13 protein-coding genes are annotated in these 16,200 nt (G+C 36.7%); 4 read left to right on the forward strand and 9 right to left on the reverse strand.

What is annotated here, in order from left to right:
* Positions 1-15: 15 nt before the first annotated feature.
* Positions 16-2,880: a TonB-dependent receptor gene (locus V7Z48_RS03710; protein WP_334112048.1), complete on the reverse strand. Its 2,865-nt coding sequence runs from the start codon at positions 2,878-2,880 to the stop codon at positions 16-18.
* Positions 2,881-3,193: 313 nt separating this feature from the next.
* Here V7Z48_RS03710 and V7Z48_RS03715 point away from each other — a divergent pair, with 313 nt between their 5' ends.
* Complete coding sequence (locus V7Z48_RS03715; RefSeq protein ID WP_334112049.1) at positions 3,194-4,255, forward strand: endonuclease/exonuclease/phosphatase family protein; 1,062 nt, start codon at positions 3,194-3,196, stop codon at positions 4,253-4,255.
* A gap of 1 nt (position 4,256) precedes the next feature.
* Here the strand turns inward: V7Z48_RS03715 and V7Z48_RS03720 are convergent, their stop codons facing one another.
* A complete protein-coding gene (locus tag V7Z48_RS03720) occupies positions 4,257-4,697 on the reverse strand; it encodes a hypothetical protein (RefSeq protein ID WP_334112050.1) in 441 nt (146 codons plus the stop codon).
* A gap of 10 nt (positions 4,698-4,707) precedes the next feature.
* The gene (locus V7Z48_RS03725) at positions 4,708-5,673 is read right to left on the reverse strand and encodes an NAD-dependent epimerase/dehydratase family protein (protein ID WP_334112051.1); all 966 of its coding nucleotides are present in this window, start codon (positions 5,671-5,673) and stop codon (positions 4,708-4,710) included.
* Between the two features lie 214 nt (positions 5,674-5,887).
* Here V7Z48_RS03725 and V7Z48_RS03730 point away from each other — a divergent pair, with 214 nt between their 5' ends.
* Positions 5,888-6,400: a hypothetical protein gene (locus tag V7Z48_RS03730; protein ID WP_334112052.1), complete on the forward strand. Its 513-nt coding sequence runs from the start codon at positions 5,888-5,890 to the stop codon at positions 6,398-6,400.
* On the opposite strand, the gene V7Z48_RS03735 is transcribed toward V7Z48_RS03730, so the two are convergent.
* The 3 genes from V7Z48_RS03735 to V7Z48_RS03745 all read right to left on the reverse strand — a co-directional run bounded on the left by V7Z48_RS03735 (position 6,401) and on the right by V7Z48_RS03745 (position 10,273).
* The gene (locus V7Z48_RS03735; protein ID WP_334112053.1) at positions 6,401-7,087 is read right to left on the reverse strand and encodes a hypothetical protein; all 687 of its coding nucleotides are present in this window, start codon (positions 7,085-7,087) and stop codon (positions 6,401-6,403) included.
* Positions 7,088-7,176: 89 nt separating this feature from the next.
* Positions 7,177-7,986, reverse strand: coding sequence for an NAD(P)-binding domain-containing protein (locus tag V7Z48_RS03740; RefSeq protein WP_334112054.1), 810 nt, complete (start codon positions 7,984-7,986; stop codon positions 7,177-7,179).
* The gene (locus V7Z48_RS03745; RefSeq protein ID WP_334112055.1) at positions 7,979-10,273 is read right to left on the reverse strand and encodes a M28 family peptidase; all 2,295 of its coding nucleotides are present in this window, start codon (positions 10,271-10,273) and stop codon (positions 7,979-7,981) included. Before V7Z48_RS03745 ends, V7Z48_RS03740 begins: the two co-directional genes overlap by 8 nt.
* Before the next feature lie 114 nt (positions 10,274-10,387).
* Here V7Z48_RS03745 and V7Z48_RS03750 point away from each other — a divergent pair, with 114 nt between their 5' ends.
* Positions 10,388-10,864 carry a CBS domain-containing protein gene (locus tag V7Z48_RS03750; protein ID WP_334112056.1) on the forward strand — a complete coding sequence of 159 codons (477 nt, stop codon included), beginning with the start codon at positions 10,388-10,390 and terminating at the stop codon, positions 10,862-10,864.
* 6 nt (positions 10,865-10,870) lie between these two features.
* Here V7Z48_RS03750 and V7Z48_RS03755 read toward each other — a convergent pair whose 3' ends face one another.
* Positions 10,871-11,221, reverse strand: coding sequence for a hypothetical protein (locus V7Z48_RS03755; protein ID WP_334112057.1), 351 nt, complete (start codon positions 11,219-11,221; stop codon positions 10,871-10,873).
* A gap of 118 nt (positions 11,222-11,339) precedes the next feature.
* Positions 11,340-11,930 (reverse strand): cytochrome b/b6 domain-containing protein, encoded by a 591-nt coding sequence (locus tag V7Z48_RS03760; protein WP_334112058.1) that lies wholly within the window; start codon positions 11,928-11,930, stop codon positions 11,340-11,342.
* Positions 11,931-12,254: 324 nt separating this feature from the next.
* Between V7Z48_RS03760 and katG the strand changes: the two genes are divergently transcribed.
* The gene (gene katG / locus V7Z48_RS03765; protein WP_334112059.1) at positions 12,255-14,492 is read left to right on the forward strand and encodes a catalase/peroxidase HPI; all 2,238 of its coding nucleotides are present in this window, start codon (positions 12,255-12,257) and stop codon (positions 14,490-14,492) included.
* Positions 14,493-14,575: 83 nt separating this feature from the next.
* Here katG and V7Z48_RS03770 read toward each other — a convergent pair.
* A partial coding sequence (locus V7Z48_RS03770) for a tail fiber domain-containing protein (protein WP_334112060.1) occupies positions 14,576-16,200 on the reverse strand: 1,625 nt, incomplete at its 5' end.

Here is a 16,200-nt window from a genome sequence, read left to right on the forward strand (position 1 = left end):
ATTCACCATTTTTTTTTAGAATCGCACATAGGCGTTTAAGTAATAAGTTGTTCCGTTGCCGTAAAAATATCTCGGACCAAATAAGGGGCCGTTCTCCCTAGAATTATCTTCTAGTACTCTGTTATAGTTAGCATTTCGAGACTGTTCAAAGCCACCAGTTTTAAATTGTTGGTTAAAAACATTGTTGATGGTTGCGAAAAATCCGATAAAATAATCACCTACTTTCCAGGATTTACCACCGATAACGTTTACCAACATATAATCGTCAAACTGTTCTTGTTTTAATAATTGTCTAGCAATTTCTGCATCGTATTGATTATTTTGATTACCGTCGAAATCTAAACTGAAATTAGCTGATCTAGCTAAATTGCTGATACTTAAATAAGCATTCGAAAAATGATTAGCAGTCACTCCAAAATTCCAGAAATCTGGATCTCTATATTCAAAACCCAATTGAACTGCACGTTCTGGTCCACCAGAAACATGGAAATTTTTTAGTTGCGTAGTGCCATCTCCAAAAGTTAACGGACCATCAAAATCTACACTAGTTAAATACAAGTTGGGATCATTTGTAAAAATATATTGGCCTATAGAACCTGCCGCTTTTAGTTTTATGGTTGGTGTTACTTGCGCATCAATACCAAATTCAATACCCACGTTTCTTCTTTCTATGTTGGTTGTGATTTCTTGAACAAACGCATCGGCGTTATTTAGTAATAAACCAGATAATCCTTGGGTAAAATAAAATCCGATGTTTGAGCCATTTTGAAATCCTGCATAAAAAGCCGTCAATCTGGCATTTACAAGTGGACTTCTATAAATATAACTTAAATCTAAAGATTGAATAGTCTCACTTTCAAGACCAATGACTGTCGCATTGGTTTGTCTAGCATTGCTAAACGAATTTCTAATTCCCGGTGCTTTGGTAAAATAACTTCCATTTACATCTATTAAGTGACGACCTGTGATTTTATAGGTCAAGCCACCTTTAACACCGTAGTTAGTGAAGTCTAATTGGTCACTTTCGCCGAATGAGCCATTATTACCACCACCTCTAAAAAATCCGTTTTCGTATAAACCAACACGCTGGTATGTGGTATTAGAAACATGAGCACCCACATAAAAATCAACTTTGTTGTAATTAAATTGTGCTTGTGCGAAAGCACTCACCACGTCGGCATTCATTTCGTAGTTGTATTTGTAACGCTCGCCTTCTTGAACAATTCGGTTTCTGTTTCTAACATCACTTTGCGCAAGATTAGCAGCAATTTCATCACTAATAGTATTGTCGTTTTCATCTGCGAAGAAATCAACATCTAGATAACCAGTACCACCTAACAAATCGTTCATACGGGCATAGTTTTCGCTTCGAAGTGCACGATAGTTTAAAGATGCATTTAATCGGATACGCTCATTTATTTCGTGATCAAGAATAGTATTTACTGTAAACTGATTATCGTCAATAACATCTTCTTGAATGGCATACAGTGAATTACCTCCTTGATTTCTCAGTATTCCGTTAGCTTCATAAAGTCTTCGCCAATCCAATTGACCATCATTTATAAACTCTTGTTGGGCTTTATAGGCTAATTCAAAATTGGCAGGCGTTGGATTAGGAAAGCGCAAATGATAACTAGGCAAGTTTTGGTAATAAAGCGGATCGGGGTTTCTGGCACCGCCTAAAAACGCTTCTTGTCCTTCAAACTCTACAAGTCTAGTACCACCATTGTCTATTCTAGAATTAGCAATTTCACCAAACTGATAAGCAACGTTGGTATTAAGTCTGGTTTTACTTGAAATAGTCCAATAGTGGTTGAGCATAAAAATGGGCTCTTCAATTTCACGCGTTCTTGAGTTTCTTAATTTTCCGTCGATTTCACCCCAAAAAGGGTTGTACTCTCTGCCTTTTAAATTAAAAATCTCTTCGGTAATTGCAGTGGAACGACCTCTACGGTTTTGAGCATAAATACCCGTAAAATTAATGCTGTGTTTGTCGTTAATTTTCTTTTCAACAGCTGCAAAAAAGGAATTGGCATCATATAAAGTTCCTTCTACGAAACCTTCATCACCAAAACGTCTTGAAACCAAAAGAGAATAAGCCCAACCATTACTCAGTAGTCCTGAACTATAGCTTCCCATAACTCTACCTTGGTACGATCTGTTTGCCGAGGCATAGGAAATTCTGCCGCCTTTGCGGTAACTCGATGCACGCATCATAATATTGTTGGTGCCTGCAAGGTCCCCAAAAGTATAGTCGCTTGCGGTCATACCCGGAGTAAACTCCTGATTTCTTTGAACGTCGTTTAAACCGCCCCAGTTTCCCCATTGTGGTCTACCATCAAACTGTTTGTTCATTTCAATACCGTTGATGAGTACTTTGCTGTTGGCATTGTCCAAACCTCTTGGTCTAAAAAACGTGGCACTAAAATCAAAGGCGGCAGCATTTAAAAACACGTCACGAGACGATTGCAACAACCCAGAAACGTTATCTATCAAGCCGTTGTCATCGCCTAATAAATTATCATCTGAAATAGAAATGATAAATAAATCGGTTTTGTCACTAGCATCATAATCTAGGGTAATACCCTCCAAATCTATGGTACTGCCTTCGTTTACAACAATAGGAAATCTTTTGGTCCCATAATCTGGCATTTCTACTTTTAGAATTTGTTCTCCTAAAGGTATATTTTCAGTAAAACTGAACTCACCTAAAGCATTTGTTTTAGTGGTTAATTGGGTTCCTTCAATTGTAATAGTTACATCTGGAATGGGTTCTCCTGTTGTAGCATCTAATACACTACCTTTTATGACAGTCAATTGTGCAAATGCTGAGACAGTTAAACACATTCCAAACAGTAGTAGTAAAAACTTTTTTTTCATCTAGTCAAATTTATTGTTTTTTTACGGTCAGATGCAATGAGCAATAAAAAATTTCGGTAAGTACCAGGATAATTGTATTGGCTCATTTCATGCTTAAGTTAAAGTTATTGGTTGGTGTGCATTAAATAATCGTTATTTAAGCGTTCAAATTTACATTATTTATCAGAATTACATACTTTTGGTTTAAAATTTGTAAAGAAGCTAACAATAAGATAATATTAGCCACTGAAATATTGCTGATTTAGCTATTATAAAATCATAAATGATAGTAAAAAGTGTAATTGTAACCACATCTAAGTAAATAAAAAATTAAATGAAATCAACCCGCATCCTATCTATCCTTTTAATGCTTCTATTTGTAAGCGCTGGAATGAGTCAAGAAAAAAAATTTAAAATTCATACTGTTGCGTTTTACAACTTAGAAAATCTTTTTGATACCATTAATGACCCTACCATTAATGATGAAGCATCACCTATAATGGAGGCGAGTGAAGGCATTAGAGGAGACATGTATAAAAAGAAGTTAGCTAATATGGCTAAGGTGGTTTCTGAAATAGGAGCTGATCTATCTAACAATAGCCCTGCAGTCATTGGTGTAGCCGAAATTGAAAACCGCCAAGTACTCCACGATTTATTAAATGATTCTGCCTTGATAGATAAAGATTATGGGATTGTACATTACGACTCACCAGACCGACGTGGCATTGATGTAGCCTTGATGTATCAAAAACGATTGTTTAAACCCTTAACGACGAGCAATCACGAGTTAGTGATTTTTGACAATGTTTCTAGAGAACGTCGTTACACACGTGACCAATTATTAGTAAGTGGGCAATTGGACGGTGATTTAATTCACATAATTGTTAACCACTGGCCATCACGAAGTGGCGGTGAGTCAAAAAGCAGACCTGGACGCATTGCTGCGGCAAAATTAAATAGAAAAATTGCAGATTCGCTTTTTGCCATCGATCCTTATGCGAAAATAATTACTATGGGCGATTTTAATGACAACCCCGATAACGAAAGTATAAAAAGCGTTTTAGGTACCGAAGATGATAGAGACAAAGTATTATTAAAAGGTTTTTACAATCCCTTTGAAAAAATGTACAAAAGCGGATTAGGGACTAATGCCTATAGAGATTCTTGGAGCTTATTTGACCAACTTATTATAAGTAAAAGTTTAACGGACAGAGATTACAGTTCTTACAGATATTATAATTCGGGGATTTTTAATAGACGCTACCTCACCAACAAACGCGGACGCTGGAAAGGCTATCCTTTTAGAAGTTTTGCTGATGGTGGTTTTACTGGTGGTTACTCCGACCATTTTCCAGCCTATATATATTTAATAAAAGAAGTTAAAGATATAGAATAGCTTAAGCCAACCATGTTTGCCATGGTATTTTGGCAATCACCAAAAGAAAGGCCAACGTAAAAAACACAGCTAACATTTTAAATTTAGGTTTAGAGGTTAGCTTTTTTTTGTGTTTAGAATATCCAATCGTAATGAGAACAATGGCAATAATCATTGTTGTAGGATGCTCAATAATTTTATCCCTCAAATCTGCATTTTTCATAACCACGCCCATTCCAGATTCTTTAATAATACTAATATAATCTGCCGCAAAGAATAAAACGATGCCGATTATAAGTTGAATGTGTGATACTATTAAGGTAAATAACGAAATTCTAAAATCGAATGCGCTAAATTCTTTATTCCCAATAAATTTAAACAAAGCGTTGATAGTGGCTACAGCTAAAATAATAAATACCAAATAGGCCCAGTAAGAGTGAAGCGATTGTAAGGTTGAGTACATAATTTAAGTTTTAAAAAGTTTGTTGGTTATTGTACATTTTAGATATTCCGTTTAGCATTAAAGTTGCAATTGTTTCCAAATCGTAAGCGTGTTGCCATCCCCAATCTTTTCTGGCAACAGTATCGTCAATAGAATCAGGCCAACTTTCAGCTATTCGTTGTCTAAAATCCGGGTTGTAATCAATGCTAAAGTTAGGAATATGTTTTGAAATAACCGCAGCTAATTGTGAAGGACTAAAACTTACTGCAGATAAATTATAAGAAGAACGAATACGCAGTTTTTCACCATCAGCCTTCATTAATTGGATAGCAGCTGCTACGGCGTCGTCCATATACATCATTGGTAAGGTGCAATCAGCCTCTAAAAAACAATTGTAGTGGTTGTCTGAAATGGCTTTATGGAAAATATCTATCGCGTAATCCGTGGTTCCGCCACCTGGAGATGTTTTGTAACTAATAATCCCGGGATAGCGCAAGCTACGTACATCTACATTATACCGTTTATGGTAGTATTCACACCAACGCTCACCAGCCTGCTTGCTAATACCGTAAACCGTGGTAGGCTCCATAATACTGTTTTGAGGGGTGTTAATTTTTGGTGTTGAAGGTCCAAAAACCGCTATGCTCGAGGGCCAAAAAACTTTTTTTATAATACCGTCTTTCGCTAAATTTAAAACATGAAATAAAGAATCTATGTTCAAATCCCAAGCTTGTTGTGGCAATCTTTCGGCTGTTGCACTTAGCATGGCAGCCAATAAATAGACGGTATCTATGTGGTGTTTTTCAACACAATCTTTAATTTGATCAAAGTTTTTAGCATCTATAATTTCAAACGGACCAGCTTTAACTAAGTCTTCGTTTAACAAGTTTATATCACTGGCAATGACGTTTTCTGTACCATATAAACTACGAAGTTCAATACACAATTCACTTCCAATTTGTCCAGCGGCACCAATAATTAAAATTCTTTCAGTCATATAGGTTACTTCGAAAGTTAAAGAGTCCAAAAATAGCAAGATTTTACCAGCTAAAGTTCTAATTTCATATTAATATTTAAAAGCGATTTGAGTAGAAAAAATGTACGATTATCGGTTACAATAAATTTGACTTTACTTAGTTTAAAATCATAACACCACCACTAATTGGTTATATTTACAACCAAATTGGCAGGTGTTTAATTCAAAAAATTTTATGAGGCTTTTTTATTCTATAATCATGATTGCGATTGTTTTTTCTTGCCAGAACAAAACTGAAACGGCTAAAACAATCGAAAAAGAAACAACGTCTAATGAAATTTCAGCTAAAGACATTAGTGAACTAAAATACACCGATTATGTTCTTGATGCTGAGGCAAAAAACATTTTAATGGATTGGCAAAGGTTTCAGGAATTAAATCTTCAATTGGGATATTTAAAACAAGGAGATCTAAATTTCTTTAAAAACCAACAGGAAGAAGTTAAAACACTTTTTGATTCACTAAAAGTTAATATTCCAGAACCTATTAATGTGAAACCAATTGTATCGAGAATAACAGTTTTGGAGACTAAATCTTTAAAACTACACACTAATCTTACCTTAAATAATATAGAAAAGGCAACAAAACTTGCCTCTATTAAGGAAGTGCTTGTTGCCCATGCTAATTTAATTCTTCAAATAAACAAGAAGATAGAATACGACGCTAACGTTTACGAACGTCCTAACTAATTAGTTTTTTACCTTTCGTGATTCTAGAGCTTCTCGGCTAATTTTGGCCATATTGAAGTTGGGGTCAATTTCTAAAGCTTCATTCATCAATTTTAAGGAAGCACCTAAATTTGCCTCTTGGTTTTCATTAAAAATTACCAATCCTTTAAGATATAAAAATGCTGCTTTTAAGGAAGTTTGATAAGGCTGTTGCTTTTCGTAAAAGGCCCGCTTCATGTCATCTTTAGCGTTGGCAATTCCGTACTCAATATTTTTCTTAGCGCCTTCAAAATCTTTTGTTTGCACTTTCAAATCGGCCATTTCGTAAGCTAAATAAGGATTTGCTTCTCTTTTAAATAATTCTTCGTAAAATACCAACGCTTTATCACCTTGGTTAAGCGCTTTAAGGGCAATGGCTTTTACTTCAACGCTAATATCCGAATCGGTAGCACTGTATTCAATTCCTAAAGTGTTTAATGCTTCTAGGTTTCTGCCTTCAGAGACGTAAAGGTATGCTAAAGTGTCGCGTCTAGCTTGCGATGGCTCTAATGCTTCTAGGTGTGTCATGGCATTTACAATACCTTGAACATCACCTTGCGATTTCATTAACTCGTAATAGTTTTCGAAGTGTTTTTTTAGTTCCTGGTTGGTTTGCGCAGAGGCTGTCAAACCAATGAATGCAATTGCGATACAAAAAAAATGTTTCATCTATGATTTTTTAATGGGTTGTTTTTTTATCATTTGAGCGCCAAAACTATAAAAATTAATGATATTAATCCTTAATAATCTGCTAATTTCTATATCGGTTTATCAATCTTGTAGTTCAATTTCTGTACCAGTTTTTCTGAATTAATTATTTTTCCCACATTTTTTTCTTGTATATTAAACTCTGGCCGTGGTATTCTAAAATTCTCACAAGCTTGCGTGTAATAATCTATTTTACTAGGATGAAAATTGCTGGCCGCGTTAAAAGTCTCATTCCAAACATCGTTTTTAATTATAAGTTTGCTAATATTAATACAATCTTTTAAGTGTATTAAATTTATGGGAGCCATGGGATTTGAAATGTTTTTCCTACCAGATAAACTGTGAGCAGGATGTCGGTCATTACCAATTAGTCCGCTAAACCTCAATATTGTTGTTGTAAAGTATGAACTATTTTGAAATTGTAGCTCTGTTTTTATAAGTTGTTGAGCGCTGTAATTTTTCCCGTTGGGGGAAGTGTTATCTAAAATAATAGGGAAAGTTTCGTCATCTTCAAATACAGAGGTTGAGCTTATATATAACACGTGTTTCACCCCTGAATTTTCTAGATAAGGTACGAATTGCGCCATTTGGCCGGCGTAGTTTTTATTGGGTTGCCGTCTTAAACCAGGTGGGATATTTATAACAGCAACATCAACGTTATTCAAAACTTCTGTTATGGACTTTGAAATGCTGTTTTCAGATAGTTCTAAGACAAACGGATTAATTTTTGAATTGCTCAGCATCTCAATTTTATCACGTGAAGTGGTCGTGCCATTTACTAAATAGCCTTTTTCAATTAATAGTTTTGCCAATGGTAAACCAAACCAGCCGCAACCAATTATAGCTATTTTTTTAGTCAATCCTCAAAGTTTTTTTGATGATGATGGCATCGTTAAGTATAAACGGTTTCGGAATCATCCAATTTTCACGTTGTTTAAGTTTAAATAATTTATTGGTTAACAGGTCGTAAGATGATTCATAAATGTCAATTGTTGTTTCTTGGTTCGCCGGAATGCTAAATTCTAAATCTAGATATTTATCTTCACTAACAAAGTAAGTCACCAACCTTTCTCTTGTTCTATTTTGAAATGCCACCCTATCTTTGTCAGATTTTAACGGCAATCCATTCAATCTAAAATTGATAAACTCGCTATTTTTATCAGCAAACAATTCATATCTATTCACATTTCTTTGTGGTGATAAAAAATATTTAAGGTGGCGCAATTCTCCAATAACAGTGTCCGAAATTTTGGTTATCAATGGAATTGCAAGATGTCGCACATCAGTAGACTTACCAAATGTAAAACCCGAGCTGTATTTACTGTTAATCACATGGTCCTTTGAAGTCTCGTCTGGTTGATTGGTTAAATAGTGACTGGTCCATGGATCCATCGTCGTGTCGTAAGTTAACCACTTAGCTTCATTTTTATTAGCGTCAAATAGGTATACAAGGCTATTTGGTTTTGGATTATTGTCATCAAATTTTGAATTGCTATGTGATATTAAAAAAAATATAGCTGAGATAATGAGAAACAAAAAGCCCCAATTTCGCTTGTTTCTTATAAAGCCGAAAACGCTTATGGTTAACCCAAAAAGTAAACTGATTATTACGGCCGAAACAACGAGCATATTGAGTCCAAGTCCCACAGGAAGCATTTTTACCAAAGGCGCTATTATTAAAATCGCTGGAAAGCATAGTAAACCCAACAACAGCATATTTGGTTGTCGTTGTCTAATAAATATCGCCAAGGTGATTAGCCCGAAAATAACTGGAATAATAAAAAAGGAAGCGCCTTGTAATTTAAAAGCAACATATCCCGAAAGTAACAGCCAGAAAAGAATAGGGGCAACTAAAAGACTCCCAGTATTTCTTGGTTTATAATATTTACTATAAATTAGAAAAGCAATTGCCAAACTCAAAAATGAGAATGCCCAAATGTAGGTATGGCCGTTATAGGTAAAGCCCTGGAGTATTTCGGTGTATTCAGGATAAAAACCGAGCAACATTTGCCAACCAAAATAAGCGAGCGCGCCTGAAATTATGATAGTTGATGAAATAGGAGCAAAGCCACGAATAATTTCTTTTGCACTTAGCGTATGCTTTTTAAAGCCAATATAAAGTAGTAGTAAAAAAACTAAAACAGAAACGATCAACATAGGTAAAATCCAGCCATATGAATAGTGTATCATTTTAAAAAGCGGCACATTAAAATACACGTGATCTTCAAAGGTAGTTGCCTGATTTAAGTTGGTGTCTGCAAAATAATTCAGCAGTGGCATGAGGTACGTGCCTTGATGTTCGAGACTGCTTTTATCTAAACGCTCGTAGTTATCTAATGCGGTGTGATAGTCATAATGGTCATCAATAAAGGCAAAATTAAAACCGTTAATGTTGGCGTCTTCTCTAAATCTGGTTAAATCGGTATCGTTAGGCAGCATTTTGTAAATGCTATAAGCTAACGAATTAGCAACAGGAAAATCAGGATTAGCCTCGGCAAATCCTTTTATTAGATTTTTATTGCCATGGTTGGTTTCAATAAGCATATAACTTGGACCGCCACTGCCGCGGGCTTCAAAATTAAGTACCAAACCAACATCGGTTGACCAGGCATGTTTGTTCACAAATATATTGGCGCCATGCAACCCAGTCTCCTCGGCATCCGAAATAAGTACTATAATATCGTTATTGGGTGTTTTGCCAGATTTTAAATAGGCTCTCAAACCTTCCAGAATCGTTACTACGCCAGAGCCAGCATCACTTGCACCTAGTGATGAATGAGGATTACTGTCGTAATGCGACATTAACAGCAAAGCTTTGCTGTTATTTTTTCCTCTAATTCTTCCTACAATGTTTTGGACTTTGGTAACATTTCTTCCCTTAGGGCTATAACTATAACCTTCCTGTCTGTGCGTTTCAAAGCCTAAGGATTCTAGCTCTTTTTTGATATAATCTTTAACTTCTGAATGTGCCTCTGTACCCGGGTAATGTGGTTTTTCACTAATTTTTTTGAGATGAACGAGTGCGCGTTCGGTAGAAAATTCTGTTTCAGGAGTATTTAAGTCTGAAATTTTTGATGGCATTAAGGATGAGAAACTCCAATAGGTTGCCAAAACAAGAAGCAGTACGGCAATTAGTTTTTTGATCATTTTAGGATGGTGTTGGTTGTGTAATAAAAGTACAAAAAACTTTTTGTATTTGTTAATATTTAGGAAGATTGAACAATTTTGCTTAAATTTAAAAATACTTAAATCAAAATAATCATGGGAATAAAAAGTTTTCAAGGCGCTAGAAAGAACCAAGATACATCGTCGGCAGTGCCTCTAAAAGTGAAAGACTACATGTCTCGCGATCTTATTGTTTTTAAACCCGATCATTCAATAGAACAGGTTATTCAGACTTTAATAAAGAATAAAATCTCTGGCGGCCCTGTCGTTAATGATAACTATGAACTTGTAGGAATTATATCTGAAGGCGATTGTTTAAAACAAATAAGTGAAAGTAGATATTACAACATGCCAATGCAGCAAGACGTTGTTGAAAAACGTATGGTTAAAGACGTTGAGACCATTGATGGCAATATGAACATTTTTGACGCAGCTAATAAATTTTTAGAAGCCAAACGACGCCGATTCCCAATAGTGGAAGACGGGAAATTGGTAGGACAAATTAGTCAAAAAGATGTATTAAAGGCAGCATTAGAGCTTAAGGGTGAAAACTGGAACAGTCTCACTAAATAACAACATTTAAGAATCACGTTTTACAAGCGCAAAGTAATCGCCTTCAAGCGGGAGATAGCCTTGGTCATAAACAAAATAGTAAACGGTGCCAGCTTTAGTGGTGTAGATGCTTGTGAAATAATTAAAATCAAAACCTTTTTCAGTCAATTTAGAACGGCTAACTTTAGTTTTTTGGTCAGGGTTGAGTTGTTCCAGAATCCGATAGTTTTTTCGTAACCAATTATTGGTGTTGCGAACTATGTTCTTACGGTCTTTATTCACTTTATTGTTATAGCTGTTTCGGCAGGAGTCATCGCAAAACTTTTTGTCGGTACGCCCAACAATCTTCTCACCACATTCTAAACAGTTTTTTTGCATGCTCTTAACTAAATTAAAGACTTACCAGCCATAAAAATTAACTATGATTTGGTTTAGAAGTAATTAAATATACTAAAAAATTTGGAAAAGTTGATTCGTATTTTGAATGTGAGAATTTTCACAGACCCTTCATAGTCTCTTTTGAACCACTTATTATTTTTGAAATCAACCCTTTTTGATTGGTGAATTCTGAAATTAAAACACCAGCCAGATGAATGATAATAAACGCAACCAAATAATATATAGATAACTTATGCCAATCTTCAATTTCCTTTCTGAGCGCTTTTGGGCCATGTTCAATAATGAGTCCTGTTACTAACGAGGCAACAACGCAAACATAAAAAATAAGGTAAGTCCAGTTTTGAAATTTTTCTTTGGCTGATAAACTTTTCTGAAGTGGATTCTGAAATTTCATTTCGCCAAAAAAGGGTAATGTAAAACGCAGCGCAAATAATCCCACTAAAACATAACCTATATACACATGCCACTGCCACATCGGCTGTCTAATTTTTTTGGCTAACACAATTAATTCATCTTGAGACAAAGATTGATTTTTTTGACTTAGATAATTACCTATAATTTCCGCCATATGGTTTTTATTCATCCAGGTTAATCTCAAAAAAATGGTTAGGAGTAATAATGAAAATGATATAGCTATAGACCAATGTATAAGTCGGTAGATTTTGGAGTAAGATTTTGTGGTATTCATGATTGTTTTTGATGATGGTCCAGGAACAATTATTTAAAATATTTTTTGGTAAATAACCGATTAATAAGGTTTAATCGTAAGATCTTTTTATTGGCATTTTTTCAAGATTTAAAATTGTAAAAATGAATTCAAAATTATTTATAAATCAATTAACTTTTTCAAAAAAGCTATTTTTATAATCAACTTTATTCGATAGTATGTTTTAAGATGGCTTGTATCATAATTTTACATATATCATAGATTTTATCTATAGCAGAACATATTATTATATGTTTTCTTTTGGTAAATTTGTAGAACCTGAAATAAATATTAAATCACCAAATTATGGATAAAAACAACAATCACTCAAGTAAAACAAGCTATAACATTAATTCTGAGGGCAAATGCCCAGTGATGCATGGCTCAAACACGCAAATAGGCGCTGGAGGTACCAAAAATAAAGACTGGTGGCCAAACCAACTCAACTTAAACATTCTTCATCAGCATACGCCAAAATCAAATCCACTTGGAGAAGATTTTAACTACGCCGAGGAATTCAAAAAGTTAAATCTTGCAGAAGTTAAAGCCTATATCGAAGAAGTGCTCACGACTTCTCAAGATTGGTGGCCAGCCGATTATGGTCATTACGGCCCGTTTATGGTGCGTATGGCTTGGCATGCTGCTGGTACTTACAGAACTGGCGATGGTAGAGGTGGTGCAGGAACAGGTAACCAGCGTTTCGCACCATTAAACAGCTGGCCAGACAACGGAAATCTAGATAAAGCCAGAAGATTGCTTTGGCCTATCAAACAAAAATATGGTAACAAAATTTCATGGGCAGATTTGTTTGTGCTAACTGGTAATGTAGCTATGGAATCTATGGGTTTTAAAACTTTTGGATTCTCAGGTGGACGTGCAGACATTTTTCAACCAGAAGAAGACATTTATTGGGGAGCAGAAGACACATGGTTAGGCAACAGCCGTTATACAGGCGAGCGCAATCTAGAAAATCCGCTTGCAGCTGTTCAAATGGGTTTAATTTATGTGAATCCAGAAGGACCAGACGGTAATCCAGATCCCTTAGCTTCCGCAAAAGACATACGTGAAACCTTTGCCCGTATGGCCATGAACGATTACGAAACAGTGGCTTTAACTGCAGGCGGACATACCTTTGGTAAAGCTCATGGTGCTGGAGATGCGGCACTTCTTGGCCCCGAACCAGAAGGAGCAGCTATTGAAGAAATGGGTTTTGGATGGAAAAGTAGTTTTAAAAGTGGTAAAGGTAGAGATGCCATAACCAGTGGTATAGAAGGTGCTTGGACGCCAACACCAACTACTTGGGATATTAGCTATTTTGATGTCTTGTTCGGATATGAATGGGAATTGACCAAAAGTCCGGCAGGAGCACACCAATGGCGCGCCAAAAATTTAGCAGAAGCCAATCATGCACCAGATGCCGAAGATGCATCCTTAAAAGTAGGCATTATGATGACTACGGCGGATATGGCTATGAAAATGGATCCAGAATACCGCAAAATATCCGAGCATTTCCACAAAAATCCAGAAGAATTTGCCGATGCTTTTGCACGCGCTTGGTTTAAATTAACCCATAGAGATATGGGACCAAAATCTCGCTACATCGGTCCGGAAGTACCAAAAGAAGATTTAATTTGGCAAGATCCAATCCCAGCGGTTGATCACGAATTGATTAATGGTGAAGATATTTCAAACCTTAAAGCCGTAATTTTAAATTCTGGTTTATCAGTTTCTGAATTGGTGTACACCGCTTGGTCATCGGCTTCAACCTTTAGAGGTTCCGATATGAAAGGTGGTGCCAATGGCGCACGTATTCGCTTGGCACCACAAAAAGACTGGGAAGTAAATCAGCCAGAACAATTGGCAAAAGTACTTGATGCTTTAGAAGGAATTCAAACCGCGTTTAACAAAGCGCAATCTGGAAACAAAAGAGTATCTATGGCAGATTTAATTGTTTTAGGCGGTTGTGCAGCCATTGAAAAGGCAGCCAAAGATGCTGGCCATTCAGTAGAAGTGCCGTTTACGCCAGGCAGAACAGATGCAACAGCCGAGCAAACTGATGCAGATTCATTCAACTGGCTAAAACCAGAAGCTGATGGTTTCCGTAATTACCGTCGTGCAGCCTTTACAGTTGCAGATGAGGAAATGCTAATCGATAAAGCGCAATTACTAACCTTGAGTGCTCCTGAGATGACTGTTTTAGTGGGAGGTTTAAGAGTCTTAGGTGCAAATTACAATGGTTCAAAACACGGCGTGTTTACCAATCGTCCGGGCGTTTTATCCAACGATTTCTTTGTGAACTTAGTTGATATGGGTGTGGCTTGGGCTCCATCGCGAAAAGAAGCCGATGTGTTTGAAGCACACGACCGCAAAACAGGTGAAGTTAAAAGAACCGGTACCCGTGTTGATCTTGCATTTGGCTCTAACTCTCAGTTACGCGCCATTGCAGAAGTGTACGCTCAAGACGATGCCAAAGAGAAATTTGTAAAAGATTTTATAAAAGCATGGAACAAAGTGATGAATTTAGACCGATTTGATTTGGCTTAATTCACATGATGGTTAATAGCAATAAAGCAATCTGGAAACGGGTTGCTTTTTTTGTTTTGTGCTAACGAAATCAATAATTGACTTTACTGTTGCTCCAACCGCTCAACACGTTGCAGTAATAACCGATACTGTTCTTGTAGTTGCGTAATTTCTTCTTTTTGGGTTTCGATAATTTGTTGTTGTTCTTGTACCGCTTTAACCAAAGGCACTACAAAACTTGCATAACGCAGTCCGTAATAATCACTAATGCTTTGTGGAACGTCTACACCGCTAAACACAAACCCAACTTCACGGGCTGCCTGTTCTACTTCTTGAGCAATGAAGCCAGTTTCTGGCGTATTTTCCCTTATCCGCTCCGCATTCCTGTCTCTTGATTCTTCGGGCGTACCCAAAAATCTCGCCATACTTTCCATATCCAATTGGTAGGTGGCTGGCTTTAATTTTTTTATAAATGCTAGCCCCGGTGCGTTGTATTGTATGTTTTTTTTAAATCGTCTGTCCGATAAATTAGTAAATCCAACAATTCCACCTATGCTGGTTACAGTATTATTACCCACTCTAATTTGATTGCTTGCCGTTATTACTGTGTTGGCACCAAGAGCGGTAGAGTTGGTAAAATTTCCTGTTGAATAGGCAAAATAGCCAAGCGCCGTGTTATTTGACCCTGAAGTAAGGGCTCCAGTACTGCCCATAGCCCGTCTGCCTACAGCGGTGTTGTTATTGCCGGTTTCATTAAAACTCAATGCATCTACACCCAAAGCAGTATTATTGTCTCCAGTAGTATTCGCATTTAAGGAAACAGAACCTACAGCCGCATTACGTGAACCGTTCGTAATGCTTTCTAAGGAGGCTGAACCAACGGCAGTATTAAAAATCCCTGTACCGGCCGGATTAAGTGCATTAACACCAAAAGAAGTATTATTTACGCCCAAGCGTCCTGCACGAATATTATTTCTTCTAAAAATGACATCCACAGCATTGGTTGTTCCTATAAAATTGGTAGCAGCATTTAAACCGGTATTACCTAAGGTGGACCAGCCATTAAGTGCGGGCACGTCAAGAGTTTGCCAAGAAGCAGTACCATTGGCATTGCTTACCATAATACTTCCGGCGGCTTGATTACCATCAACCATTCTGATGTTTCCAACAACATGCAGACGATCTTGTGGTGTTGAACTTCCGATACCCGTATTGCCATTTTTTAACACCACCATCGCATCGCTGCGTTCGGAATCATCAACTATATTATTATTATTAGTATCAATGGCATTACCCATCACAAACAAACGATCTGTAGCATTAGCTGTTCTAAATTGAGTAGCTCCATTTACTGAGGGCGTGTAGATGGTTGCACCGATACCAATGACGATTTCACCATAACTGGTGGCAGTATTAGATCTTCCAAAAGTGGTAGATACTGAACCTAAGGCGGCTGTACCTCTCCCAAAAGCGGTAGAATATTCACTACTTGAGATTGTACTACTTCCAAAAGCAGTAGACCCGTAACCCGAAGCAGTTGTTTGATCTCCAAAAGCGGTCGAAAAAAAATTTGAAGCGGTAGTTACTGAACCAAAAGCAGTAGACCCGTAACCCGAAGCAGTTGTTTGATCTCCAAAAGCGGTCGAAAAAAAATTTGAAGCGGTAGTTACTGAACCAAAAGCAGTAGACCCGTAACCCGAAGCAGTTGTTTGATCTCCAAAAGCGGTCG

Source organism: Paucihalobacter sp., assembly GCF_036825875.1.
Classification (GTDB): domain Bacteria; phylum Bacteroidota; class Bacteroidia; order Flavobacteriales; family Flavobacteriaceae; genus Paucihalobacter.